Genomic DNA, 24312 nt, shown 5'->3' on the forward strand with positions numbered 1-24312 from the left:
GTCGTGTCAGTCGACCTCGGCCACCGCCTGGGCGAACTGCGCCTGGTACAGCCGGGCGTAGGCGCCGTCGGCAGCGATCAGCTGGTCGTGGTTGCCCTGCTCGACGATCGAACCGTTCTCCATCACCAGGATCACGTCGGCGTCCCGGATGGTGGAGAGGCGGTGGGCGATCACGAAGCTGGTGCGGCCGGTGCGCAGCTCCGCCATCGCACGCTGGATCAGCACCTCGGTACGGGTGTCGACGGAGCTGGTCGCCTCGTCGAGCACCAGGATCGAGGGCTGGGCGAGGAAGGCCCGGGCGATGGTGATCAGCTGCTTCTCGCCCGCGCTGACTCCGGTGCCCTCGTCGTCCAGGACGGTGTCGTAGCCGTCGGGGAGGGTGCGCACGAAGCGGTCCACGTGCGCGGCCTTCGCCGCCGCGATCACCTGCTCGCGGGTGGCGGACTCGGCACCGTAGGCGATGTTCTCGGCGATGGTGCCGCCGAACAGCCAGGTGTCCTGGAGCACCATGCCGATGCCGGAGCGCAGCTCCTCGCGGGACATCGCGGCGATGTCCACGCCGTCGAGGGTGATCCGGCCGCTGCTGACCTCGTAGAAACGCATCAGGAGGTTGACCATGGTGGTCTTGCCGGCGCCGGTTGGGCCGACGATAGCCACGGTTTGGCCGGGTTCGACCTTCAGGGAGAGGCCCTCGATGAGCGGCTTCTCCGGGTCGTAGCGGAAGGAGACGTCCTCGAAGGCGACGCGGCCGTGCACCTCGGCGGGGCGCTCCGGGCGCTGCGGCTCGGCGGACTGCTCGTTGGCGTCGAGCAGTTCGAAGACCCGCTCGGCGGAGGCCACACCGGACTGCACCAGGTTGGCCATCGAGGCGACCTGGCTGAGCGGCTGGCTGAACTGACGGGAGTACTGGATGAACGCCTGGACGTCACCGATGGACAGCGCACCGCTGGCCACTCGCAGACCGCCGACCACCGCGACCAGCACGTAGTTGATGTTGCCGACCAGCATCATCGCGGGCTGGATGATGCCCGAGATGAACTGCGCACGGAAGGAGGCTTCGTAGAGTGCCTGGTTCTCCTGCTGGAAGAGGTCCTTGGCCTCCTGCTGGCGGCCGAAGACCTTCACCACGCTGTGCCCGGTGAACATCTCCTCGATGTGGGCGTTCAGCTTGCCGGTGGAGCCCCACTGCTTGATGAACTGAGGCTGGGCCCGCTTGCCGACCTTGGCGGCGACCACCACCGAAACGGGAACGGAGATCAGTGCGATCAGAGCCAGCAGAGGGGAGATCCAGAACATCATCATCAGCACGCCGACGATGGTCAGCAGGGAGTTGACGACCTGTCCCATGGTCTGCTGCATCGACTGCTGGATGTTGTCGATGTCGTTGGTGACCCGGCTCAGCACCTCGCCGCGCGGCTGGCGGTCGAAGTAGCTGAGCGGCAGCCGGGCCAGCTTCGCCTCGACCTCCTCGCGCAGCCGGAACACCGTGCGGTTGATCGCCAGCGCGGTCAGCCGGCCCTGGACCACACCGAACACCACGGCGGCCAGGTAGATACCCAGCACCCAGAGCAGGATGGTGCCGATGGCGCCGAAGTCCATGCCCTGGCCGGGGGTGAAGTCGATCGAGGCGAGCAGGTCGGCGATGTTGCCCTCGCCCCTGGCGCGCAGGCCATCGAGCACGGCCTGCTTGCTCGGGGCGCCGGTGAAGCGTGGTCCGGTGGCTCCGGCGACGATCAGGTCGGTCGCCTTGCCGAGCACCCAGGGGCCGGCCACCGCACAGGCGACGGAGAGCGCGCCGAATCCGAGCACGCTGAGGATCAGGTTGCGCTCGGGCTTGAGCATGCCGAGCAGGCGCTTGGCGGAGCCGCCGAGGTCCTTGGCCTTCTCGGTGCCCTGGGCGCCCGCGAAGCGCGCGGGTCCGGGCCCGCCGCGGCGGGCGGCCGCCTCCTGCGAGGTGGAGACCGGCTCCTGCTCCGCCTCGTTCGCTCCTGCTCCGGCTCCGGCTCCGGCCTTGGCCAGGTCGGGCTTGGCGGGCTCGGCGGCCTTGGCGGCCTTGGCGGGCTTCGATCCGGTCGTTCCAGCACCGGCCTTGGCCAGGTCGGGCGTGTTCGCCGCAGGCTCGGTCACGTCGGGCACGGCCACGTCGGGCTCGGTCACGTCGGGGCTGTCGGGGGTGGTCACGCCGCGGCCTCCTGCTCGGTGAGCTGGGAGAGCACGATCTCCCGGTACGTCGGGCTGTCGGCCATCAGCTCCTGGTGGGTGCCGGTGCCGACGACGGCGCCCTCGTCGAGGACGATGATCCGGTCGGCGTCGCGGATGGTGGAGACGCGCTGGGCGACGATCACCACCGTGGCGTCCGCGGTCTCCCCGGTGAGTGCGGCGCGCAGCCGGGCGTCGGTGGCGTAGTCGAGGGCCGAGAAGGAGTCGTCGAACAGGTAGATCTCGGGCTTGCGGACCAGGGCCCGGGCGATCGCCAGGCGCTGACGCTGGCCGCCGGAGAGGTTGGTGCCGCCCTGCGCGACCGGGGCGTCCAGGCCCTCGGGGAGCTTCTCCACGAAGTCCTTGGCCTGGGCGATCTCCAGGGCGTGCCAGAGCTCCTCGTCGGTGGCCTCGGGCTTGCCGTAGCGCAGGTTCGAGGCGACGGTGCCGGAGAACAGGTACGGCTTCTGCGGGACGAAGCCGATGACCTCGGACAGCTTCTGCGGGTCGATGTTGCGGACGTCCACGCCGTTGATCAGCACCTCGCCGCCGGTGGCGTCGAAGAGCCGGGGGACGAGTCCGAGCAGGGTGGTCTTGCCGGCGCCGGTGGAGCCGATCACGGCGGTGGTCTCGCCGGGCCGGGCGGTCAGGTCGATGCCGCGCAGCACGGGCACCTCGGCGCCGGGGTAGCGGAAGTCGACGCCGCGCAGTTCCAGCGTGCCGTGGGCGCGCAGTTCGGTGACGGGGGCGAGCGGCGGGACGACGCTGGAGGGAGTGCTCAGCACTTCCTGGATGCGCTCGGCGCAGACCTCGGCGCGCGGCACCATCATGAACATGAAGGTGGCCATCATGACGCTCATCAGAATCTGCATCAGGTAGGAGAGGAAAGCGGTGAGCGCGCCGATCTGCATGCTGTTGCTGTCGATGCGCTGCGCGCCGAACCAGAACACGGCGACGCTGGAGATGTTCACCACGCCCATGACGATCGGGAACATCAGCGACATCAGCCGGCCGACCCGCAGCGAGTAGTCGGCGAGTTCGCCGTTGGCGCCGGTGAAGCGCTGCTTCTCGTGGTTGTCCTTGACGAAGGCGCGGATGACCCGGATGCCGGTGATCTGCTCGCGCATGATCCGGTTGACCGTGTCGATGCGCTCCTGCATGCCGCGGAACTGCGGCCGCATCTTGCTGACCAGCACGGTGACGACGATGCCCAGCGCCGGCACCACGGCCAGCAGCAGGCCGGACAGCGGCACGTCCTGGTTGAGCGCCATGATGATGCCGCCGACACACATGATCGGCGCGGCGACCATCAGCGTGAAGGACATCATCGCCAGCATCTGGACCTGCTGGACGTCGTTGGTGGTGCGGGTGATCAGCGAGGGCGCGCCGAACTGGTTGAGCTCGCGGGCGGAGAACTCCTGCACCTGGGAGAACACCCCGGCGCGCAGGTCGCGGCCGACGGCCATCGCGGTGCGGGCGCCGTAGTAGACCGCGCCGATCGAGCAGACGGCCTGGGCGAGCGAGACGCCGACCATCACGCCGCCGACCCGCAGGATGTACCCGGTGTCGCCCTTGAGGACGCCGCTGTCGATGATGTCGGCGTTCAGCGTCGGCAGGTACAGCATGCCGATGGTGGAGATCAGCTGGAGCAGTACCAGCACTGTGATGTCGCGGGAGTAGGGGCCGAGGTGGGCCCGTAGAAGTCTGAAAAGCACCGTGACACTCTCGTCGTCGAGTGGGACGCGCGCATCCCAAATTCGGGTACTTGTGAAAAAGCTTCACCCGTTGACCGGGCCTGCACTCTGAGCCTGCGCTGTGCCTGCACTTCCGCCCCGTGAGTGTGCCAGCTCACGTCACCCCCTTACGGAACGGCTTTTCACCCCCTAGGCTGCTGAATGCCCTCTTGTTACTCACCGGTTAAGTCGGTTGCCGGCCGCCCCCACGGCCGTCGCTTACCCACTCTCGGTCCACCCGTCCCCGGAGGTCCTCGTTGAGTTCCGCGCAGTCCATGATCGAGCGGCGCCCGCCCTCCGTGGCGCACCTTCTGCTCAGCAGGGTAAAGGCCACTCCGAACGGTGAGGCCTACCGGTACCCGGTCCCGGTGGACGAGCAGGCCGCGGACAGCGCGCCGGGTGCGGAGCAGTGGCGGTCGCTGACCTGGGCGCAGGCGAACGAGCGGATCCGCGCGGTCGCGGCCGGCCTGATGGCGCTGGGCATCCGGGCCGAGGACCGGGTGGCGATCGCCTCCGCCACCCGGATCGAGTGGATCCTCGCCGACCTGGGCAACATGTGCGCCGGCGCGGCCACCACCACGGTCTACCCGAGCACCAACTCCGACGAGACCGCGTTCATCCTGGCCAACTCCGGCAGCCGCGCGCTGTTCGCCGAGAACGCCGGCCAGCTGCGCAAGGCCGTCGCGCAGAAGCCCGAGCTGCCCGCGCTGGAGTACGTGATCCTGTTCGACCCGGCGGGTGAGGACGCGCCGCAGGCCGAGGGCCTTACGGTGCTGACGCTGGCCGAGCTGGAGCAGCGCGGCGCCGCGTACCTGAAGGAGAACCCGGACGCCGTCGACAAGGCGATCGATTCACTGGACAAGGAACAGCTCGCCACCCTGATCTACACCTCCGGCACCACCGGCCGCCCCAAGGGCGTGCGCCTGGTGCACGACTGCTGGTCGTACGAGGGCGTGGCGCAGGAGGAGAGCGGGCTGCTGCGCTCGGACGACGTGCAGTTCATGTGGCTGCCGCTGTCGCACGTGTTCGGCAAGACGCTGATCTCCGGCCAGATCGCCACCGGCCACGTGATGGCGGTGGACGGCCGGGTGGACCGGATCATCCACAACCTGCCGGTGATCCGTCCGACCCTGATGGCGTCCGCGCCGCGGATCTTCGAGAAGGTCTACAACGGCATCGCCGGCAAGGCCCGGGCCGAGGGCGGCGCCAAGTACAAGATCTTCCTGTGGGCGGCGAAGGTGGCCCGCGACTACGCGCAGACCATCCAGGCCAACAAGGTCGCGCACGGCCACGAGAGCGCCCCGCTGGGCCTGCGGCTGCAGCACGCGCTGGCCGACAAGCTGGTGTACACCAAGATCAAGGCGGCGTTCGGCGGCCGGCTGCGCGGCGCGGTGTCCGGCAGCGCGGCGCTCGCCCCGGAGATCGGCTACTTCTTCAAGGGCGCGGGCGTCCCGGTGCTGGAGGGCTACGGCCTGACCGAGACCTCGGCCGGTTCCACCGTGAACCGGGCGGAGGACTTCCGGGTCGGCACGGTCGGCCTCCCGCTGCCCGGCACCGAGGTGCGGATCGCCGAGGACGGCGAGATCCTGCTGCGCGGCCCGGGCGTCATGCGCGGCTACCACGAGCTGCCCGAGCAGACCGCCGAGGTGCTGGAGTCGGACGGCTGGTTCCACACCGGCGACATCGGCGAGCTCGGCGCGGGCGGCTACCTGCGGATCACCGATCGCAAGAAGGACATGTTCAAGACCTCCGGCGGCAAGTACGTCGCGCCGAGCGAGGTCGAGGGCAAGTTCAAGGCGATCTGCCCGTTCGTCAGCAACATCCTGGTGATCGGCAACGGCCGCAACTACTGCACCGCGCTGATCGGCCTGGACGAGACGGTGATCATGCCGTGGGCGGCCGAGCACGGCATGGCCGGGAAGTCGTACGCCGAGGTGGTGGAGGCCCCGGCCACCGTGGAGCTGATCGACGGCTTCGTGAAGCGCCTCAACGGCGAGTTGCAGCGCTGGCAGACGATCAAGAAGTTCGCCCTGCTCCCGCGCGACCTGGACATCGAGCACGGCGAGCTCACCCCCAGCCTGAAGATCAAGCGCCCGGTGGTGGAGAAGACCTACGCCGACCGGGTGACCGCGATGTACGCGGGTGCCAACGAGGCCTGAGCACCCACGGTTCCGGTACGGCCTTCGGACTTTCGCGGGCCGTACCGGACAATGGGCGCATGCCCTCCGCACTTCCCGACGGCGAACCCGTGCCGTCCGACGGTTCGCTGCCCGCCCACGCCCTGGACGGACTCGGCGCCCGGCCGTTCGGTTTTTACCTGCACGTGCCGTACTGCGCCAGCCGCTGCGGCTACTGCGACTTCAACACCTACACCGCCACCGAACTGCGGTCCTCGGGCACCGTTGCCTCGCAGGACACCTACGCCGACAACGTGATCGCCGAGATCCGGCTGGCCCGGCGCATCCTCGGTGACGCCGAGCTGCCGGTGCAGACGGTGTTCCTCGGCGGCGGCACGCCCACCCTGCTGCCCGCCCGCGACCTGGTGCGGATGCTGGCCGCGCTGCGCGAGGAGTTCGGCCTCGCCGAGGGCGCGGAGGTCACCACCGAGGCCAACCCGGAGTCGGTGGACCCGGCGTACCTGGCCGAGCTGCGCGAGGGCGGCTACAACCGGATCTCCTTCGGCATGCAGAGCGCCCGCCCGCACGTGCTGCGGATCCTGGACCGCCACCACACCCCGGGCCGCCCCGAGGCGTGCGTCGCCGAGGCCCGCGAGGCCGGCTTCGAGCACGTCAACCTGGACCTGATCTACGGCACCCCCGGCGAGACCGACCAGGACTGGCAGGCCTCGCTGGACGCCGCGATCGGCGCCCGCCCCGACCACGTCTCCGCGTACTCGCTGATCGTCGAGGACGGCACCCGGCTGGCCGCCCGGGTCCGGCGCGGCGAACTGCCGATGATCGACGACGACGTGCACGCCGACCGCTACCTGATGGCCGAGCAGGCGCTCGCCGCCGCCGGGTACGCCTGGTACGAGGTCTCCAACTGGGCCACCACGCCCGAGGGCCGGTGCCGCCACAACGAGCTGTACTGGACGGGCGCCGACTGGTGGGGCGCCGGCCCGGGCGCGCACAGCCACGTCGGCGGGGTCCGCTGGTGGAACGCCAAGCACCCGGCCGCGTACGCGCAGGCGCTCGCCGAAGGCCGCACGCCCGCGCTCGGCCGCGAGGTGCTGGCCGGTGAGGACCGCCGGGTCGAGCGGATCCTGCTGGAGCTGCGCCTGGTCGAGGGCTGCCCGCTCGACCTGCTCACCGACACCGGCCGCAAGGCCGCCGACCGGGCCCTCGCCGACGGCCTCCTGGAGTTGGGCCCGTACGCGGACGGCCGGGCGGCGCTGACGCTGCGCGGCCGGCTGCTGGCCGACGCGGTGGTCCGCGACCTGGTCGACTGAGCCGCGCCACCCGGTCCCGGGCGTCAACCTGACGATCGGCGAGTCGGGCGGGCGTGAAACGCTCCGGCGGGCTGCGGCCAAGTACTCGGTGAAGGGACCCACCGGGTCCCCCGACCGAGGAGGGACGCATGCGCATCCGTGAGCATCCACGCCACGAAGCGCGGCCCGAGGGCCGTCCACCGGAGCTGACCACTCCGGACGGCTTCGGCGCGTTCTACCGCCTGCACGTCAACGCCATACTCGACTTCGTCACCCGCCGGGTCAGCGATCCGCACCTGGCGGCCGACCTCACCGCGGACATCTTCGTCGCCGCGCTGGAGGCCGCCGGCAGCTACCGGCCCGAGCGCGGTACCGCGATCGGCTGGCTGTACGGCATCGCCCGGTACGTCATCGCGGGATACCGGCGCGGCGACCACCGCGAACGCCGGGCGATCGGCCGGCTGTCCGGCCGCCGGCTGCTCGACGAGGAGGACATCCTCGCCCTGGAGGAGCGGATCGACGCCCAGCGGGCCGTCCGTGATCTCGCGCAGCGGCACGCCGGGCTCAGCGCCCCGCTGCGGGAGGTGCTCGACCTGGTCGTCATGGACGGCCTGACCACCGCCGAGACCGCGCAGGTGCTCGGCATCTCGCAGGCCACCGTCCGGGTGCGCATGCACCGCGCCCGGCGGCTGCTCGGTGCCGAACGCCGCCCCGCCCGCAAGGACCTGCCGAGGCCGGGCCCGCTGCTGCCCCGCCCCGCCGCCCCCGCCGACCCGATGATCGAGGTGACCTCGTGACCAGCTCCGACCGAACCCCGTCCACCAGCAACTTCGAGCGCAGGCTCGGTGAGGAACTGGCCGCCCTCGCCGCCGAACGCGAGCCCGCCCGCCGCCCGGGACTGCTCCGCCGCCGCCCGGGACTGCTCCGCCGCCGCCCGGTACTGGCCGCACTCGCGGTCGGCGCGGCCGCCGTGGCCACCGCGCTGGTGCTGCCCGTGGCGCTCGGCGGCGAGCACGGCGGCACCGCCGCGTACGCGGTGACCAGGGAGCCGGACGGCACCATCGCGCTGCAACTGCGCGACCCGGCGGGCCTGCCGGACATGGTCGCCACCCTGCAGCGGTACGGCGTGCCGGCGGCCGGCATCGAGGAGGCCAGGACGCCCGAGGAGTGCACGCTGCCGGAGCCGGCCGGGACCCGCGCCCAGCCCGACCTGGTGCAGCCCGGCGACGGCCCCGGCATGGTGCGGATCGACCCCAAGCTCGTCCCGCCCGGCTCGACGGTGCTGCTGACCGCGGGCCGGGCCGGATTCCCCGGCGGGGCGTTCACCACCTTCCGGGCCGTGGTGGTGGAGTCCGTGCCCGACTGCGTGCCCGCGACGCGGATCGTGGTGGGGCAGGCAGTCGACCCGTCCGCCCTGCCGAGCCCGACGCAGACCGTCCTGCCGTCGGCGGTGTCGAGCTGAGTGGCTGTCAGGCGGTGCCGGACTGAGTGACGAAGTCGATCAACTCCTCTACCCGGCCGAGCAGTTCCGGCTCCAGGTCCTTCCAGCCGTCCACCGAGGCGAGGATCCGCTTCCAGGCGGCGGGGGTGTCCACCGGCCAGCCGAGACGGCGGCAGATGCCCTCCTTCCACACCTCGCCGCGCGGCACCTCGGGCCAGGCCGCGAAGCCGAGGCCGGCCGGTTTGACGGCCTGCCAGATGTCGACGTACGGGTGGCCGACGACCAGCACGTGGTCGCCGGTCACCTGTGCGGCGATCCGGTGCTCCTTGGTGCCGGGCAGCAGGTGGTCGACCAGGACGCCCAGCCGGCGGCCCGGGCCGGGGGCGAACTCGGCGACGATCGCGGGCAGGTCGTCGACGCCCTCCAGGTACTCGACCACCACGCCCTCGATCCGCAGGTCGTCGCCCCAGACCCGTTCGACCAGTTCGGCGTCGTGCCGGCCCTCGACGTAGATCCGCGACTCGCGGGCCACCCGGGCGCGCGCCCCGGGCACCGCTATCGACCCGGACGCCGTCCGCCCCGGCCCGCGCTGCGGGGCCGGTCCGGTCGGCCGGACCAGCGTCACCACCCGTCCCTCCAGCAGGAATCCGCGCGGCACCAGCGGAAACACCCGGTGCTTGCCGAACCGGTCCTCCAGCGTGACGGTGAATCCCTCCGCGGTCCGTTCGCACCGCACCACCGCCCCGCAGAACCCGGTCGCCGCCTCCTCCACCACCAGATCCCGCTCCGCCGCCACCTCCGGCGCGGGCTGCTGCCGCTTCCACGGCGGGGTCAGATCCGGCCCGTACTCCCTGCTGCGCATGCCCCGCAGTCTACGAAACCGCCCCCGACGGTCCGTCAGCCGAGGTACGGCGCGGCCGTCGACAGCACCTCGGCGATCCGCTCCCCGACCGCCGCCCCGTGCGGCAGCGCCCGCACCTTTGCGCCGCCCCACTGCGGGCGCACGCCCCGGACCGCCAGCAGGTGCACCACCCGCAGCGTGCGCAGGGTGTTGGACACTTCGGCCGGCACCGGCCCGGGCTCTCCGCCGGCGAACACCTCGGCCACCGCGTCCAGCCAGCCGACGGCCTGGCGCTCCGTCAGCTCGGGCCGGGCCAGGGTCAACGCGAGCGCGCAGCCGAGCCGGTCGTCCTCCATCGCGTCGAAGACGTGCCCGGTCGGGGCGAGCAGCCGGGCCGTGCCGAGCGCCAGCAGCGGCTCCGGGTCGACGTCCGGGTGCTGCCCGAACGCGCCCAGCAGGTCGGCGCCGTGCGCGACGGCGTGCAGCCAGCCCAGCGCGGGGTGGTGCCCGCGCAGGTCGGTTTCGGCGGGGTACCAGCGGGCGAACGCGGCGAGCCACTCGGCGCGCAGGCTGCCGGTTCGCACGATGCGGCCCAGGACCAGCGGCGCGAACGTCCGGGCCTGGATCTCGGGGTCCCCGAAGCGGTCCGCCATCGCGTCGCCGAGCGCCAGCCGGCGTTCCTCGGCCAGCCCGGGTATCCAGTCGGCCAGCCGGGAGTACGCGCGCTCGTCGCGCTCCACCGGGTCGGGCGAGCGCAGCGCCTCGCGGACGGCGGCCAGCTCGGCCTCGGACGGATCACGGTCGGGCAGGGCGGTCCAGTCGGTCACGGACGACCACCCTGGGGCGGAGCCTCAGTCGTCCAGGCCCGGGGCGCCCCAGACCGGGAACCAGCGGGAGAGGTCGGACTCGATGCGCAGGTCGTTGCGGAGCAGGTTGGAGATCTCGATCTCCAGGGGGTTGTTGCGCTTCTCCTGGCCGGGGAGCTTGCACATCGGGTAGAAGGTGCCGCGCTTGTACAGGTAGACCAGGCCCAGCGAGCGGCCCTCGCGGTCGCGGAAGGCGACGATCGAGCAGAGCAGTTGCGGGCCGAAGCCGTTGGCCTCCAGCTCGCTGTTGACCGCGTGCAGGTCGTTGACCAGGTCGGGGAGTTCGTCGGGGGTGTGGCGGGCGAGCAGCCAGGAGTAGCCGTAGTTGTCGCGGGAGGCTTCGACGGGGGTGCCGCCGCGTTCGGTGTCCGCGTCGAGCAGGGCCCGGACCTGGGACTGGACCTCGGCGAAGGCGCCGCCCTCGACGGCGGCGAAGCACACCGAGCCGAGGCCGGTGGGGAGGAAGCCGGTGGCGGCCTGCAGGGTGAGCGCGGCCGACGGGATGCCGAACAGCTGGTCGAGGTCCGGCTTCACGGGCTTGCTGCGCCCGAACAGGGCGTCCAGGAATCCCACGGGGCGAGCTCCTTGATCAAGGGTGGAAGGCGGTCACTGCCCGGGCAAGGCGGTCACTGCCCGAGCTGGGAGGAGATCTTCGACAGCTGTGCGAGCCGCTGCTCCAGCGACGGGTGGGTGGAGAACAGCTGCGCGGCGGTCTCCTTGGCGCTCAGCGCGGGCGCGAAGTAGAAGGCGTTGTACGGCTGGGCCTTGCGCAGGTCCTCGGTCGGGATGGCGGCGATCTGCCCGGTCACCTTGGTCAGCGCGGAGGCCAGTGCGCTGGGGCGCCCGGTCAGCTGGGCGGCGGCCCGGTCGGCGGCGAGCTCGCGGTAGCGGGAGAGCAGCCGGGTGAGCAGGAAGCTGATCGCGTACACCACCATCGAGACCAGCGGGACGATGATCATCGCGATCGCGGCGTTGGAGTCGTTGCTGTTCCGGTTGCCGCCGCCCATCATTCCGCCGTACAGCGCGATCCGGGTCATCGCGCCGGCCAGCACGCCGAGGAATCCGGCCACCGTCATCACCGCGACGTCGCGGTGCGCGACGTGCGAGAGCTCGTGGGCGAGGACGCCCTCCAGTTCCTCCGGTTCCAGCCGGCGCAGCAGGCCGGTGGTCACGCAGATCACCGCGTTGTCCGGGTTGCGGCCGGTGGCGAAGGCGTTGGGCATGTCGTTGTGGGCGACCGCGACGCGCGGCTTGGGCATGTCGGCGAGCGCGCACAGCCGGTCGACCGCGCCGTGCAGCTGCGGGAACTCCTCGGGGGAGACCGGGTGGGCGCCCATCGCCCGTTCGGTGATCTTGTCGGAGAACCAGAACTGGGCGACGAACAGGCCGCCGGAGATCAGCACCACCAGGGGCCAGGCACCGCGCAGCAGCACGATCAGCAACCCGGTGAAGCCGACATAGAGCAGGCCGATCAAGAACATGGTGGTGACCATCCGGCCGGTCAGGCCGCGGTCGGGGGTGAACCGGGAGTGCTGCCGTGAGGCCGACATCGCTGCTCCTCCTTCGCCGTCTTCGCCTTCGATGCTGCCACCGGCGGGGCCCGCAGGCACCATCCGAAACGATGGGAATCCGATGGGAATGCGGTCGCGTCGGCCCGCGGGAGTCGGTCGGCGCCGGTTTTCGGTCGAGGATCACGTCGGCGGACCGTTCCTGCCATCAGGCCCGGGCCGTACACTGGCAGATACGGTTCTGGCACTCTGCCCAGTTGAGTGCCAGAGAGGATCGACCACCGGTTCAACGGACGACGACGGAGGTGCGTGCACATGCCGGACGACGGCAAGCCCGACGGCCGCCTGATCGACACGCGCCCGTCCGTGCGCCCGTTGGACGAGCGACGGCTGGCCGTGCTCCGCGCGATCGTGCAGGACTACGTGGGCACCGAGGAGCCGGTCGGCTCCAAGGCCCTGGTGGAGCGCCACAACCTGGGCGTCTCACCGGCCACGGTGCGCAACGACATGGCCGCGCTGGAGGACGACGGGTTCATCCACCAGCCGCACACCAGCGCGGGCCGGATCCCCACCGACAAGGGCTACCGGCTGTTCGTCGACCGCCTCGCCGAGGTGAAGCCGATGACGCCCCCGGAGCGCCGGGCGATCCGGCACTTCCTGGAGGGCGCGGTCGACCTGGACGACGTGGTGGCCCGTACGGTGCGGCTGCTGGCGCAGCTGACCCGGCAGGTCGCGGTGGTCCAGTACCCGTCGCTGACCCGCTCCACCGTGCGGCACATCGAACTCGTCTCGCTCACCCCGACCAAGCTGATGCTGGTGCTGATCACCAACACCGGCCGGGTCGAGCAGCGGATGGTGGACTGCCCCGGCCCGGTCGGCGAGACCGTGCTGGGAGACCTGCGGGCCAGGCTGAACGGCATGGCGGGCGGCTGTCGGCTGCCCGAGGTGCCGACTCTCCTGGAGGACCTGCCGGCCAGTTTCGAACTGGCCGACCGGCCCTCGGTCAGCACCGTGCTGACCGTGCTGTTCGAAACGCTCGCCGAACAGAACGAGGAACGGATCATGCTGGCGGGCACCGCCAACCTGACCCGGTTCAACCACGACTTCCCGCTCTCCATCCGTCCGGTGCTCGAGGCACTGGAGGAGCAGGTGGTGCTGCTGCGCCTGCTGGGTGAGACCGGGGACTCGGCGATGACGGTCCGGATCGGCCACGAGAACGCCTATGAAGGCCTGAATTCCACGTCGGTGGTCTCCGTCGGTTACGGTTCGGGCGACCAGAGCGTGGCAAAGCTGGGTGTGATCGGTCCGACCCGGATGGATTACCCGGGCACAATGGGGGCGGTGCGAGCGGTGGCGCGATACGTCGGCCAGATCCTGGACGAGTCATAACAAGGCTGCGTGAGACCGTCACGCAGTTCTCGCAAGCACTTCTAGAGGCGGAACAAACCGGAGCATTTGGTGGCCACGGACTACTACGCGGTACTCGGCGTCCGACGCGACGCGGGGCAGGACGAGATCAAGAAGGCGTTTCGGCGCCTCGCCCGTGAACTGCACCCGGACGTCAACCCGGACCCGAAGACGCAGGAGCGGTTCAAGGAGATCAACGCCGCCTACGAGGTGCTCTCCGATCCGCAGAAGCGTCAGGTGTACGACCTCGGCGGCGACCCGCTGTCGCCGAACGGCGGCGGTGCGGGCGGCTTCGGGGCCGGAGCGGCCGGCTTCGGCTTCTCCGACATCATGGACGCCTTCTTCGGCGCCGCGACCGGCCAGCGCGGCCCGCGTTCGCGCACCCGCCGCGGGCAGGACGCGATGATCCGACTGGAGATCACCCTGGAGGAGGCCGCGTTCGGCACCACCAAGGAACTCCAGGTCGACACCGCCGTCACCTGCACCACCTGTAACGGCGAGGGCGCCGCGCCGGGTACCTCCGCGCAGACCTGTGACATGTGTCGCGGCAAGGGCGAGGTCTCCCAGGTCACCCGGTCCTTCCTGGGCCAGGTCATGACCTCCCGGCCCTGCCCGCAGTGCCAGGGCTTCGGCACCGTCGTTCCGACCCCGTGCCCCGAGTGCGCGGGCGACGGCCGGGTCCGGGCCCGCCGCACCCTCACGGTGAAGATCCCCGCCGGTGTCGACAACGGCACCCGGATCCAGCTGGCCGGCGAGGGCGAGGTCGGCCCCGGCGGCGGCCCCGCCGGCGACCTGTACGTGGAGATCGCCGAGACCAGCCACGCCGTCTTCCAGCGCCGCGGCGACGACCTGCACTGCACCGTCACCATCCCGATGACGGCCGCCGCACTCGGCACCCAGGTGCCGCTGCAGACCCTGGACGGCCTGGAAGAGGTCGACATCCGGCCCGGCACCCAGTCCGGCCAGTCGATCCCGCTGCACGGCCGCGGCATCACCCACCTGCGCGGTGGCGGCCGGGGCGACCTAATAGTGCACGTCGAGGTGCAGACGCCCACCAAGCTCGACCCGGAACAGGAGGAGCTGCTGCGGCGGCTCGCCATGCTCCGCGGCGAGGAGCGGCCGTCCGGCCAGTTCGCACCCGGCCAGCAGGGCCTGTTCTCCCGGCTGAAGGACGCCTTCAACGGCCGGTGAGACCCGTTCCTTCCGGGCCGGGAGTGGTGCACGCCACCGCTTCCGGCCCGGGTTTTTTGTTGTTCTTTCCGCGAGAGGGTTCCTGTTCCGATGACCGCACCGGTGTTCGTCGTCGACGACCTGGCGGGCGCCACCCCCGGCGCCACCGTCCGCCTCGACGGCCCCGAGGGGCGGCACGCCGTCGCCGTCAAGCGCCTGGAGCCCGGCGAGGCCGTCACCCTCGCCGACGGACACGGCCGCGGCGCGGACGGCACCGTCGCCGCGGTGCACGGCAAGGACGCGCTGGACGTGCTGGTCGCCGCCGTACGCGAGGAGGCTGCGCCCGCGCCCCGGATCACCGTCGTCCAGGCGCTGCCCAAGGGCGACCGCGGCGAACTCGCCGTCGAGACGATGACCGAGGCCGGCATCGACGCGGTGGTGCCGTGGGCGGCCTCCCGGTGCATCACCCAGTGGAAGGGCGAGCGCGGCGCGAAGGCGCTCGCCAAGTGGCGGGCGACCGCGCGCGAGGCGGGCAAGCAGGCGCGACGGCTGCGCTTTCCCGAGGTGCACGACCTGATGACCACGCGGCAGTTGCTTCCGCTGCTGTCGAAGGCCTCCTTCGCCGCCGTCCTGCACGAGGAAGGTTCGCTGCCGCTGGCCACGGCGGAGCTTCCTGCCTCCGGCGAGATCGTGCTGATCGTCGGGCCGGAGGGCGGGGTGTCGCCGGAGGAGATCGCGGCTTTCGCCGAGGCCGGGGCGAAGCCTTATCGACTCGGGCCGTCCGTCCTGCGCACCTCCACTGCGGGGGTCGCGGCGGGGGCGCTGCTGCTCGGGCGTACGGGGCGCTGGGGGTAAGCGAACGGGGGCGCGTGGGGGTACCTCCCAGCCCCCAAGGGCTGGGGGAGAACTGCGCGACAAGCGCGAACCACGTCGGCGAGGTCGCGATCACGTGCGAGTCATTGTCCTGCGCCGCGATCTCGCGGTCGGGTGCCTTCCGCTTCGCGCACTTCCCCGCGCCCCTGGTCGCGCTCCCTCTACTGTGGCCGGGTGACCGATTTGACGCGCGGATACCTGCGCCACCCCCACTTGCACGGCGACGTAGTCGCTTTCGTCGCCGAGGACGATGTCTGGCTGGCCCCTGTGGAGGGCGGGCGCGCTTGGCGCTTGACCGCGGATCAGGTGCCGGTGGGGGCCGTGCGGTTCTCGCCGGACGGGCGGACGGTGGCGTGGACGTCGCACCGGGACGGGGCGCCGGAGGTGCATGTCGCGCCGGCGGCCGGTGGGCAGGCCCGGCGGCTGACGTACTGGGGGAGCCCGTTCACGGCGTTGGTGGGGTGGACCGGCGACGGCCGGCCGATCGCGATCACCACGGCGGGGCAGGAGACGATCCGTCGGACGTGGGCGTTCGCGGTGCCGCTGGACGGGGGCGAGCCGCAGCGGCTGCCGTACGGGCCGATCGGGGCGCTGGCGTTCGAGCCGGTGCCGGCGGGGGCGACGGGTGGGCGGGTGCTGCTGGGGACGCACAACCGGGAAGCCGCGCACTGGAAGCGCTACCGGGGTGGCCGGGCCGGGAAGTTGTGGATCGGGGCGGCCGGGTTCGAGCGGTTGCACGCCGAGTTGGACGGCCAGTTGGAGTGCCCGCTGTGGGTGGGTGACCGGGTGGCGTTCCTGTCCGACCACGAGGGTGTCGGGCGGCTGTACTCGAGCCTTCCGGACGGTACCGACCTGCGGGCGCACGGCCCGGCGGACACCGGGTTCTACGCCCGGCAGGCGTCCACCGACGGCACTCGGGTGATCTGGCAGAGCGCGGGTGACCTGTGGCTGCTGGACAACCTGGAGGGTGCCGAGCCGCGTCGGCTGGAGATCGACCTGGCGGGTCCGCGCAGCAGCCGCCGGCCGCATCCGACCCGGGCCGACGGGCAGGTGGAGACCGTCGCTGTCGACCGCACCGGCCGGGCCGCGGCCGTGGTGGTGAGGGGCACGGTGCACTGGGTGACCCACCGGGAGGGTCCGTCGCGGGTGCTGGACGAGACGCCGGGGGTGCGCAACCGCCTGGTGCGGGTCGTCCCCGGTGAGGACGGCGCGCAGGGCGTGGTGTGGGTGACGGACGCCGAGGGCGAGGACGCGATCGAGTACGCGCCCGCGGTGCTCGGCGCGGAGCGCCGGAGGTTGGCGGCCGGGCAGCTGGGCCGGGTGCTGTCGCTGACGGTCTCGCCGGACGGCCGGCAGCTCGCGGTGGCTTCGCACGACGGCCGGCTGCTGCTGGTGGCGCTCAGCGACGGCGCCGTGCACGAGCTGGCGCGCAGCGGCGAGGGCGAGGTCAGCGGGCCGGTGTTCAGCCCGGACTCGGGCTGGCTGGCCTGGTCGCAGCCGGTGCTCGGGCCGTGGTCGCTGCGCCAGATCATGCTGGCCGACCTGACCTCGCGGACCGTCAGCGAGGCCACCCCGCAGCGCTTCCACGACTATTCGCCGGCCTTCACCTCGGACGGCAAGCACCTGGCGTTCCTGTCGGTGCGCACCTTCGACCCGGTGTACGACGAGCACGTCTTCGACCTGTCGTTCCCCGGCGGCACCCGCCCGTACCTGCTGACGCTGGCCGCCGACACCCCGTCGCCGTTCGGACCGCAGCGGGCCGGGCGGCCGGTCGGCGGCGAGGACGAGGAGAGCAAGGACGGCGACAAGAGCGAGTCGGCGACGCCCACCACGAAGGTCGATCTGGAGGGCCTGGCCGACCGGATCGTGCCGTTCCCGGTGGCGGCCGGGCGGTTCGGGGCGCTGCGCGCGGCGAAGGACGGCGTGCTGTGGGGCCGGATCCCGTTCAGCGGTGAACTCGGCGACAGCGCCGCCTCGTTGGACGACACCCCGGCCGGCACCGCGCTCGAGCGCTACGACCTGAAGAAGCGCAAGGTGGAGGAACTGCTCACCGGCGTCGACACGTTCGCGATCTCCGCGGACGGCGCGCGGGTGGCGGTGCTGGAGGACGGCAGCGTGCGGATCGTCCCCGCCGACCAGAAGGCCGACGACGGCGAGGACACCGACGTCGATCTCGACCGGATCCGGATCACTGTCGACCCGGCCGCCGAGTGGCGGCAGATGTTCGACGAGAACGGCCGGCTGATGCGCGACAACTTCTGGCGCGCCGACCTCGGCGGCGTCGACTGGGCGGGCGCGCTGGCGCGCTACCGGCCGCTGGTCGACCGGGCCGGCTGCCACTCCGACCTGGTCGACCTGCTGTGGGAGACGGTCGCCGAGCTCGGCACCTCGCACGCCTACGTGATCCCGCCCGGCCGGGGCACCGAGGCGGCCCGCCGGCAGGGCCTGCTCGGCGCGGACCTGGTCCGCGACGGCGAGGTGTGGCGGGTGGCCCGGGTGGTGCCCGGCGAGTCCTCCGACCCGCGGGCCCGTTCCCCGCTGGCCGCGCCCGGCGCGGCGATCCGCCCCGGTGACGCGATCCTGGCCGTCAACGGCCGCCCGGTCGATCCGGTGACCGGCCCCGGCCCGCTGCTGGCCGGCACCGCCGACCAGCCGGTCGAGCTGACCGTCAGCGGCAAGGACGGCGGCGAGCGCCACCCCGTGGTGGTGCCGCTGGACGACGAGGAGGCGCTGCGCTACCACGACTGGGTGGCCGGGCGGCGGGCCGCCGTCCACGAGCTGTCCGGCGGGCGGCTCGGCTACCTGCACGTGCCCGACATGCAGAGCGCGGGCTGGGCGCAGCTCCACCGCGACCTGCGGATCGAGATGGCCCGCGAGGGCGTGGTGGTCGACCTGCGGGAGAACCGCGGCGGCCACACCTCGCAGCTGATCGTGGAGAAGCTGGCCCGCCGGATCGTCGGCTGGAACCGCGGCCGCGACCTGGACCGCCCCGAGCCCTACCCGGCGGACGCCCCGCGCGGCCCGGTGGTGGCGCTGGCCAACGAGTTCTCCGGCTCGGACGGCGACATCGTCAACGCCGCGATCCAGGCGCTCGGCATCGGCCCGGTGGTGGGCACCCGCACCTGGGGCGGCGTGATCGGCATCGACAACAAGTACGACCTGGTGGACGGTACGACGGTCACCCAGCCCAAGTACTCCAGCTGGCTGGAGGGCTACGGCTGGGGCCTGGAGAACGGCGGCGTCACGCCCGACATCGAGGTCGCGGTCGCCCCGCACGACTGGGCGGCCGGCCGGGACCCGCAGCTGGAGACCGCGGTGCGGGTCGCGCTGGAGGCGCTGGCCGTCACCCCGGCCAAGACCGCGCCGCCGATCGACTGACAGCGGGGAGGGGGCGTCCGCGCCCCCTCCCTGTAGGGTCGTCGTCACCAGTGACGGATGTTCAGAAGGAGTGCGGGAGATGGCCGGCGAGCCGCAGACGGACTGTGTGTTCTGCAAGATCGTGTCGGGGGACATCCCGGCGACGGTGGTGCGCAGGAGCGCCCGGACGCTGGCGTTCCGCGACATAAACCCGCAGGCTCCCACCCACCTGCTGGTGATCCCGCACGTGCACTACGCCAACGTGGCCGAACTGGCCGTCGCGGAGCCGGAGATCGCCGCCGAGCTGCTCGCCGAGGCCGGCGAGGCCGCCAAGGGCGAGGGCCTGGAGTCGTACCGGCTGATCTTCAACACCGGTGCGGACTCCGGCCAGACGGTGTTCCACGCGCACGTGCACGTGCTGGGCGGGCGCACGCTCGCCGAGGGGCTGGTCTGAGCGTTGTCGCAGCGTGAACTCGTCGTCCTCGGCACGGCCAGCCAGGTGCCGACCCGGCACCGGAACCACAACGGATACCTGCTGCGCTGGGACGGCGAGGGGCTGCTGTTCGACCCGGGGGAGGGCACCCAGCGGCAGATGCTGCAGGCGGGTGTGACCGCCACCGGGATCACCCGGATCGCGGTGTCGCACTTCCACGGCGACCACTGCCTGGGCCTGCCGGGCGTGCTGCAGCGGATCAACCTGGACCGGGTGCCGCACCCGGTGGACGCCTACTACCCGGCGTCCGGTCAGGTGTTCTTCGACCGGCTGCGGCACGCCAGCGTCTACCACGCCACCGCCGACCTGCGGGAGCGCCCGGTCGCCGGGCCCGGCCCGCTGGAGGCGCCGGGCGCGCCGTTCGAGCTGACGGCGGTGCGGCTGTCGCACCCGGTGGAGTCGTTCGGCTACCGGCTGACCGAGCCGGACGGCGTCCGGCTGCGCCCCGAGCGGCTGCGCGAACTCGGTCTGCGCGGACCGGCGGTGGGGCAGCTGCAGCGCGACGGCCGGGTCGAGGTGGACGGGCGGACGGTGCTGCTGGCGGAGGTCGCGGAGAAGCGGCCCGGGCAGCGGTTCGCCTTCGTGATGGACACCCGGCTGTGCGACGGGGTCGCCGAACTCGCCGAGGGCGCCGACCTGTTGGTGATCGAGGCGACCTTCCTGGAGGCGGACGCCGCACTCGCCGAGGAGCACGGCCACCTGACCGCCGCGCAGGCCGCGCGGGTGGCCGCCGAGGCGGGGGTGCGCCGGCTGGTGCTGACCCACTTCTCGCAGCGCTACCCGGACCTGCAGGCGCACCGCGCGGAGGCCGAGAAGCACTTCGACGGCGAGGTCGTGATCGCCGAGGATCTGGCCAGGATCCCCGTCCCACCGCGCCGTTGAGCGCCCCCCGGGGCGCGCGTTGACGAAAAACCGCTCGCACATCGGGGCGACAGACCCCACCATCGAAGCCGCCGTGCCGCTCCGGCGAACATCTGCGCGGCGTACCCTGGTGGCCTGGAGAGCCCTGGCCACACGACACGACGGATTGGGATGAGGCAGGCCGTAGCGCCGACCCATGACTGACTCACCGCAGACCCGAACCGACGGACAGCGGCCCGCCGACGCGGCAGCCGCCAGCACCCGGATAGTCATTCCGGAGAAGCACCCGATGGTCACCCTGCTGGGTGCGGCCGACTCGCTCCTGCGAGTGATCGAGGGCGGCTTCCCGGACGCCGACATCCACGTCCGAGGAAACGAGGTGACGGCCACCGGCTCTCCGGCCGAGGTCGCGCTCGTCAAGCAGCTCTTCACCGAGATGATGCTGGTGCTGCGCACCGGCCAGCCACTGACGGAGGACGCCGTGGAGCGCTCCATCACCATGCTCAGGAGCGCCGCGGAGGACCCGGCCCACCCGGCCCCGTCCGAGGTGTTCACGGCGAACATCCTGTCCAACCGGGGCCGCACCATCCGCCCCAAGACGCTCAACCAGCAGCGCTACGTCGACGCGATCGACAAGCACACCATCGTCTTCGGCCTCGGCCCGGCCGGCACCGGCAAGACCTACCTGGCGATGGCCAAGGCCGTGCAGGCGCTGCAGGCCAAGGAGGTCAACCGGATCATCCTGACCCGGCCGGCCGTCGAGGCGGGGGAGCGGCTGGGCTTCCTGCCCGGCACCCTCTACGAGAAGATCGACCCCTACCTGCGGCCGCTGTACGACGCGCTGCACGACATGATGGACCCGGACTCGATCCCGCGGCTGATGGCCGCCGGCACGATCGAGGTGGCTCCGCTGGCGTACATGCGAGGCCGCACCCTGAACGACGCGTTCATCATCCTCGACGAGGCGCAGAACACCTCGCCCGAGCAGATGAAGATGTTCCTGACCCGCCTCGGTTTCAACTCCCGGGTGGTGGTCACCGGCGACACCAGCCAGATCGACCTGCCGGGCGGTACCCGCAGCGGTCTGAAGGTGGTCCAGGAGATCCTGGTCGACGTGCCCGACATCCACTTCTCGGTGCTGACCAGCACCGACGTGGTGCGGCACAAGCTGGTCGGCCGCATCGTTGACGCGTACGAACGCTGGGACGCCCGGCAGGAGGCCGAGGAGTCCGGCGACCGCAAACCCGTTCAACGTCGGGGCGCCCGGGCGCCCCGGCAGTCCCATCGCACCGAAAGCTGAGTACTGAGCCCTCCATGTCGATCGACATCGCCAACGAGTCCGGGTGGGACGTCGACGAGGATTCCATCCTCGACGTCGCCCGCTACGCCCTCGAAAAGATGCGGATTCACCCGCAGTCCGAGCTCTCCGTGATCATCTACGACAGCGAGTCGATGGCGGAGCTGCACGTCCAGTGGATGGACCTGCCCGGTCCGACCGACGTGATGTCCTTCCCCATGGACGAACTGCGGCCCGGCAAGGAGGGCGAGGACCTGCCGGAGGGCCTGCTCGGCGACATCGTGCTCTGCCCCGAGGTGGCGAAGCAGCAGGGCCTGGCCGCTCCGACCAAGCACTCGATGGACGAGGAGCTGCAGCTGCTCACCGTCCACGGGGTGCTGCACGTGCTCGGCTACGACCACGAGGAGCCCGACGAGGAGCGCGAGATGTTCGCGCTGCAGAAGCGGATCCTGGACGACTGGCGGGCCGGTCGCGGGCTGACCGGGCTGTCTCCCGCGCCGACCGTCCACTGAGGGCCGGCCGTCTGTGAGTGGTGAGAGTACGAGCTTCCTGGTCGGGGCGCTGCTGCTGGTGGTGTTCGGCTGGCTGGCCGCGTGCGCCGAGGCGGGGATCTCCCGGATGTCCCGGTTCCGCGCCGAGGAGGCGGTCCGCTCGGGCCGCCGCGGTTCGGACCGGCTGCTGACGCTGGCCTCGGACAACATCCGCTACCTGAACCTGGCGATGCTGATCCGGGTGGCCGCCGAGATGGCCGCCGCGGTGCTGGTCACCGTGGTGTGCGTGCGCAGCTTCCAGCAGACCTGGCTGGCCGTGCTGGTGGCGGTCGGCGTGATGGTGCTGGTGTCGTTCGTGGCGGTCGGGGTCTCCCCGCGCACGATCGGCCGCCAGCACCCGCTGAGCACCGTCACCGCGGCGTCCTACGTGCTGCTGCCGCTGGCCCGGATCCTCGGTCCGATCCCGCGGCTGCTGATCCTGCTCGGCAACGCGCTGACGCCCGGCAAGGGCTACCGGGAGGGCCCGTTCGCCTCCGAGGCGGAGCTGCGGGCGCTGGTGGACCTCGCGGAGAAGGACGACCTGATCGAGGACGAGGAGCGCCGGATGGTGCACTCGGTCTTCGAGCTGGGCGACACCATCGTCCGCGAGGTGATGGTGCCGCGCACCGACCTGGTGATGATCGAGCGGCACAAGACCGTTCGGCAGACGCTGACGCTGGCGCTGCGCTCGGGCTTCTCGCGGATCCCGGTGGTCGGCGACAACGAGGACGACGTGGTCGGCATCGTCTACCTGAAGGACCTGGTGCGGCGCACCCACATCAACCGGGACGCCGAGTCGGAGCAGGTGGACTCGGTGATGCGCCCGGCGGTGTTCGTGCCGGACTCCAAGCCGGCCGCGGACCTGCTGCGCGAGATGCAGCAGATGCGCTCGCACGTGGCGATCGTGATCGACGAGTACGGCGGCACCGCCGGACTGGTCACCATCGAGGACATCCTGGAGGAGATCGTCGGCGAGATCACCGACGAGTACGACCGGGAGATCGCCCCGGTCGAGGACCTCGGCGACGGCTCGTTCCGGATCACCGCCCGGCTCACCGTCGAGGACCTCGGCGAACTGTTCGGCATCGAGCTGGACGACGAGGACGTGGAGACCGTCGGCGGCCTGCTGGCCAAGTGCCTGGGCCGGGTGCCGATCCCCGGATCGTCCTGCGAGGTGCCGGTGCCGGAGGGCAGCGGGCTGGCCGCGATCAGCCTGACCGCGGAGAGCTCCGCGGGCCGCCGCAACCGGATCGGCACCGTGGTGGCCGCGCCGGTGCGCGCCGAGGAGTACGCGAAGCACGCCGAGGAACCGGCCGAGGAGCACGCTCCGTAGTTCGTCGTACCCGCAGCGGGCCCTGGACGGGCCGTCCCAACCGGCTTTGCCGGGTCGGACGGTTCGGCCCAGGGCCCGTTTGCCTGACCGCCCTTGGCGTGCCGACCATGGGAGACATGGCACATCTACTGCGCGCGGAATACGGCCCCACCGGGCCGGCCGGCGGGGTGGCCAGGTGGCATGTGGTCCGTGACACCGACCTCTCGTCCGGCATGTGCGGCGCCGAGATCGCCTCGGACGCCGAGAGCAAGCCGGAGGAGGCCTGGGGCACCGGGCTGCACTGCTGCCAGCAGTGCGGGTCGCTGTACCTGCACGAAGTGCCGTTCCTCCGGTCCGACCATGCGGGGAGGACCCGATGAGACTCCACGACGAACTCCCGGTCGACCACCGGCTGGGCCAGGTGTACCGCTACGGCGCCGGGCTGGGCGGAGTGTTCCTGGTGGTGTTCGGCATCCTCGGGCTCACCGGCGGCACCCCCGGCTTCATCGACACCACCGGCAAGCAGGTGCTGGGCATGTCCAGCAACGGTGCGCTGAGCGTGCTGTCGCTGGTGGCCGGCGGAATCCTGATCCTGGGTGCGATCATCGGCGGAAACTTCGCCTCCGACCTCAACATGATCATGGGCGTGCTGTTCGTGCTGGCCGGCTTCGTCGGCCTGATGGTGCTGGACTCCAGCGCCAACCGGCTCGCCTTCCACATCGGCAACGTCGTCTTCAGCTTCGTCTTCGGCTTCGTGATCCTGACCTTCGGCATGTACGGCCGGGTCAGCAGCCACCTGCCGCAGGACAACCCGTACTGGAAGCGGCGGCACGAGCACGACGCCGAGCGGCCCGACGGCCCGCCGGTGCTGGTGAAGGTTCTGCGTCCGGGGCCGCCGAATCCGACCGGGCACTGATCGTTCCGCCGTAGAGTGAACTGCACTTGGCCCGACGGATCGTCAGATCCGTTGGGCCGCAGTCGGCTTGGAGGGGGAGAG

General features: G+C 71.7%; 21 protein-coding genes. 15 read left to right on the forward strand and 6 right to left on the reverse strand.

Annotated features, from left to right (window positions below):
* Positions 1-6: 6 nt before the first annotated feature.
* Complete coding sequence (locus ACFYS8_RS21640) at positions 7-2019, reverse strand: ABC transporter ATP-binding protein (RefSeq protein WP_387643836.1); 2013 nt, start codon at positions 2017-2019, stop codon at positions 7-9.
* A gap of 158 nt (positions 2020-2177) precedes the next feature.
* A complete protein-coding gene (locus ACFYS8_RS21645; protein WP_387643130.1) occupies positions 2178-3914 on the reverse strand; it encodes an ABC transporter ATP-binding protein in 1737 nt (578 codons plus the stop codon).
* A 275-nt stretch (positions 3915-4189) separates the two neighbouring features.
* Here ACFYS8_RS21645 and ACFYS8_RS21650 point away from each other — a divergent pair, with 275 nt between their 5' ends.
* From ACFYS8_RS21650 to ACFYS8_RS21665, 4 genes are all read left to right on the forward strand, one after another.
* On the forward strand, positions 4190-6091 hold the full coding sequence (locus ACFYS8_RS21650) for an AMP-dependent synthetase/ligase (protein WP_387643131.1): 1902 nt from the start codon (positions 4190-4192) through the stop codon (positions 6089-6091).
* Positions 6092-6150: 59 nt separating this feature from the next.
* On the forward strand, positions 6151-7380 hold the full coding sequence (gene hemW, locus ACFYS8_RS21655) for a radical SAM family heme chaperone HemW (RefSeq protein WP_387643132.1): 1230 nt from the start codon (positions 6151-6153) through the stop codon (positions 7378-7380).
* A gap of 128 nt (positions 7381-7508) precedes the next feature.
* A complete protein-coding gene (locus ACFYS8_RS21660; RefSeq protein ID WP_387643133.1) occupies positions 7509-8156 on the forward strand; it encodes an RNA polymerase sigma factor in 648 nt (215 codons plus the stop codon).
* Positions 8153-8821, forward strand: a complete 669-nt coding sequence (locus ACFYS8_RS21665) for a hypothetical protein (protein ID WP_387643134.1) — start codon at positions 8153-8155, stop codon at positions 8819-8821. Before ACFYS8_RS21660 ends, ACFYS8_RS21665 begins: the two co-directional genes overlap by 4 nt.
* Positions 8822-8828: 7 nt before the next feature.
* Here the strand turns inward: ACFYS8_RS21665 and ACFYS8_RS21670 are convergent, their stop codons facing one another.
* Genes ACFYS8_RS21670 through htpX form a run of 4 tightly spaced genes read right to left on the reverse strand, consistent with a single transcriptional unit; the run spans position 8829 to position 12057 of the window.
* Positions 8829-9662, reverse strand: a complete 834-nt coding sequence (locus ACFYS8_RS21670; RefSeq protein ID WP_387643135.1) for a DUF3097 domain-containing protein — start codon at positions 9660-9662, stop codon at positions 8829-8831.
* Between the two features lie 35 nt (positions 9663-9697).
* A complete protein-coding gene (locus ACFYS8_RS21675; RefSeq protein WP_387643136.1) occupies positions 9698-10468 on the reverse strand; it encodes a DUF2785 domain-containing protein in 771 nt (256 codons plus the stop codon).
* Between the two features lie 24 nt (positions 10469-10492).
* On the reverse strand, positions 10493-11080 hold the full coding sequence (locus ACFYS8_RS21680; RefSeq protein ID WP_387643137.1) for a hypothetical protein: 588 nt from the start codon (positions 11078-11080) through the stop codon (positions 10493-10495).
* A 53-nt stretch (positions 11081-11133) separates the two neighbouring features.
* A complete protein-coding gene (htpX, locus tag ACFYS8_RS21685; RefSeq protein ID WP_387643138.1) occupies positions 11134-12057 on the reverse strand; it encodes a zinc metalloprotease HtpX in 924 nt (307 codons plus the stop codon).
* A 273-nt stretch (positions 12058-12330) separates the two neighbouring features.
* Here htpX and hrcA point away from each other — a divergent pair, with 273 nt between their 5' ends.
* The 11 genes from hrcA to ACFYS8_RS21740 all read left to right on the forward strand — a co-directional run bounded on the left by hrcA (position 12331) and on the right by ACFYS8_RS21740 (position 24231).
* Positions 12331-13404 carry a heat-inducible transcriptional repressor HrcA gene (gene hrcA / locus ACFYS8_RS21690; protein ID WP_387643139.1) on the forward strand — a complete coding sequence of 358 codons (1074 nt, stop codon included), beginning with the start codon at positions 12331-12333 and terminating at the stop codon, positions 13402-13404.
* A 69-nt stretch (positions 13405-13473) separates the two neighbouring features.
* Positions 13474-14613, forward strand: coding sequence for a molecular chaperone DnaJ (gene dnaJ / locus ACFYS8_RS21695; RefSeq protein WP_387643140.1), 1140 nt, complete (start codon positions 13474-13476; stop codon positions 14611-14613).
* Between the two features lie 90 nt (positions 14614-14703).
* Positions 14704-15447: a 16S rRNA (uracil(1498)-N(3))-methyltransferase gene (locus ACFYS8_RS21700; protein WP_387643141.1), complete on the forward strand. Its 744-nt coding sequence runs from the start codon at positions 14704-14706 to the stop codon at positions 15445-15447.
* Between the two features lie 192 nt (positions 15448-15639).
* A complete protein-coding gene (locus ACFYS8_RS21705; RefSeq protein WP_387643142.1) occupies positions 15640-18843 on the forward strand; it encodes a PDZ domain-containing protein in 3204 nt (1067 codons plus the stop codon).
* A gap of 79 nt (positions 18844-18922) precedes the next feature.
* The gene (locus ACFYS8_RS21710; RefSeq protein WP_387643143.1) at positions 18923-19276 is read left to right on the forward strand and encodes a histidine triad nucleotide-binding protein; all 354 of its coding nucleotides are present in this window, start codon (positions 18923-18925) and stop codon (positions 19274-19276) included.
* 3 nt (positions 19277-19279) lie between these two features.
* Positions 19280-20197, forward strand: a complete 918-nt coding sequence (locus tag ACFYS8_RS21715; protein WP_387643144.1) for a ribonuclease Z — start codon at positions 19280-19282, stop codon at positions 20195-20197.
* A 175-nt stretch (positions 20198-20372) separates the two neighbouring features.
* Complete coding sequence (locus tag ACFYS8_RS21720) at positions 20373-21476, forward strand: PhoH family protein (RefSeq protein ID WP_387643145.1); 1104 nt, start codon at positions 20373-20375, stop codon at positions 21474-21476.
* A 14-nt stretch (positions 21477-21490) separates the two neighbouring features.
* Positions 21491-21985 carry an rRNA maturation RNase YbeY gene (gene ybeY, locus ACFYS8_RS21725; RefSeq protein ID WP_387643146.1) on the forward strand — a complete coding sequence of 165 codons (495 nt, stop codon included), beginning with the start codon at positions 21491-21493 and terminating at the stop codon, positions 21983-21985.
* 13 nt (positions 21986-21998) lie between these two features.
* On the forward strand, positions 21999-23336 hold the full coding sequence (locus ACFYS8_RS21730; protein ID WP_387643147.1) for a hemolysin family protein: 1338 nt from the start codon (positions 21999-22001) through the stop codon (positions 23334-23336).
* A 116-nt stretch (positions 23337-23452) separates the two neighbouring features.
* Positions 23453-23695: a hypothetical protein gene (locus ACFYS8_RS21735; protein WP_387643148.1), complete on the forward strand. Its 243-nt coding sequence runs from the start codon at positions 23453-23455 to the stop codon at positions 23693-23695.
* A complete protein-coding gene (locus ACFYS8_RS21740) occupies positions 23692-24231 on the forward strand; it encodes a DUF4383 domain-containing protein (protein WP_387643149.1) in 540 nt (179 codons plus the stop codon). Before ACFYS8_RS21735 ends, ACFYS8_RS21740 begins: the two co-directional genes overlap by 4 nt.
* Positions 24232-24312 lie beyond the last annotated feature (81 nt).

Origin of the sequence: Kitasatospora sp. NPDC004615, assembly GCF_042873545.1 — a bacterium.
GTDB lineage: Bacteria > Actinomycetota > Actinomycetes > Streptomycetales > Streptomycetaceae > Kitasatospora.

What these genes read in the sequence shown, in the direction of transcription:
- ACFYS8_RS21700 (WP_387643141.1), top strand. Translation starts at nt 14,704, where the DNA reads ATGACCGCACCGGTGTTCGTCGTCGACGACCTGGCGGGCGCCACCCCC.
- ACFYS8_RS21735 (WP_387643148.1), top strand. Translation starts at nt 23,453, where the DNA reads ATGGCACATCTACTGCGCGCGGAATACGGCCCCACCGGGCCGGCCGGC.
- ACFYS8_RS21670 (WP_387643135.1), bottom strand. Translation starts at nt 9,662, where the DNA reads ATGCGCAGCAGGGAGTACGGGCCGGATCTGACCCCGCCGTGGAAGCGG.
- htpX (WP_387643138.1), bottom strand. Translation starts at nt 12,057, where the DNA reads ATGTCGGCCTCACGGCAGCACTCCCGGTTCACCCCCGACCGCGGCCTG.
- ACFYS8_RS21660 (WP_387643133.1), top strand. Translation starts at nt 7,509, where the DNA reads ATGCGCATCCGTGAGCATCCACGCCACGAAGCGCGGCCCGAGGGCCGT.
- ACFYS8_RS21720 (WP_387643145.1), top strand. Translation starts at nt 20,373, where the DNA reads ATGACTGACTCACCGCAGACCCGAACCGACGGACAGCGGCCCGCCGAC.
- hrcA (WP_387643139.1), top strand. Translation starts at nt 12,331, where the DNA reads ATGCCGGACGACGGCAAGCCCGACGGCCGCCTGATCGACACGCGCCCG.
- ybeY (WP_387643146.1), top strand. Translation starts at nt 21,491, where the DNA reads ATGTCGATCGACATCGCCAACGAGTCCGGGTGGGACGTCGACGAGGAT.
- ACFYS8_RS21710 (WP_387643143.1), top strand. Translation starts at nt 18,923, where the DNA reads ATGGCCGGCGAGCCGCAGACGGACTGTGTGTTCTGCAAGATCGTGTCG.
- hemW (WP_387643132.1), top strand. Translation starts at nt 6,151, where the DNA reads ATGCCCTCCGCACTTCCCGACGGCGAACCCGTGCCGTCCGACGGTTCG.
- ACFYS8_RS21740 (WP_387643149.1), top strand. Translation starts at nt 23,692, where the DNA reads ATGAGACTCCACGACGAACTCCCGGTCGACCACCGGCTGGGCCAGGTG.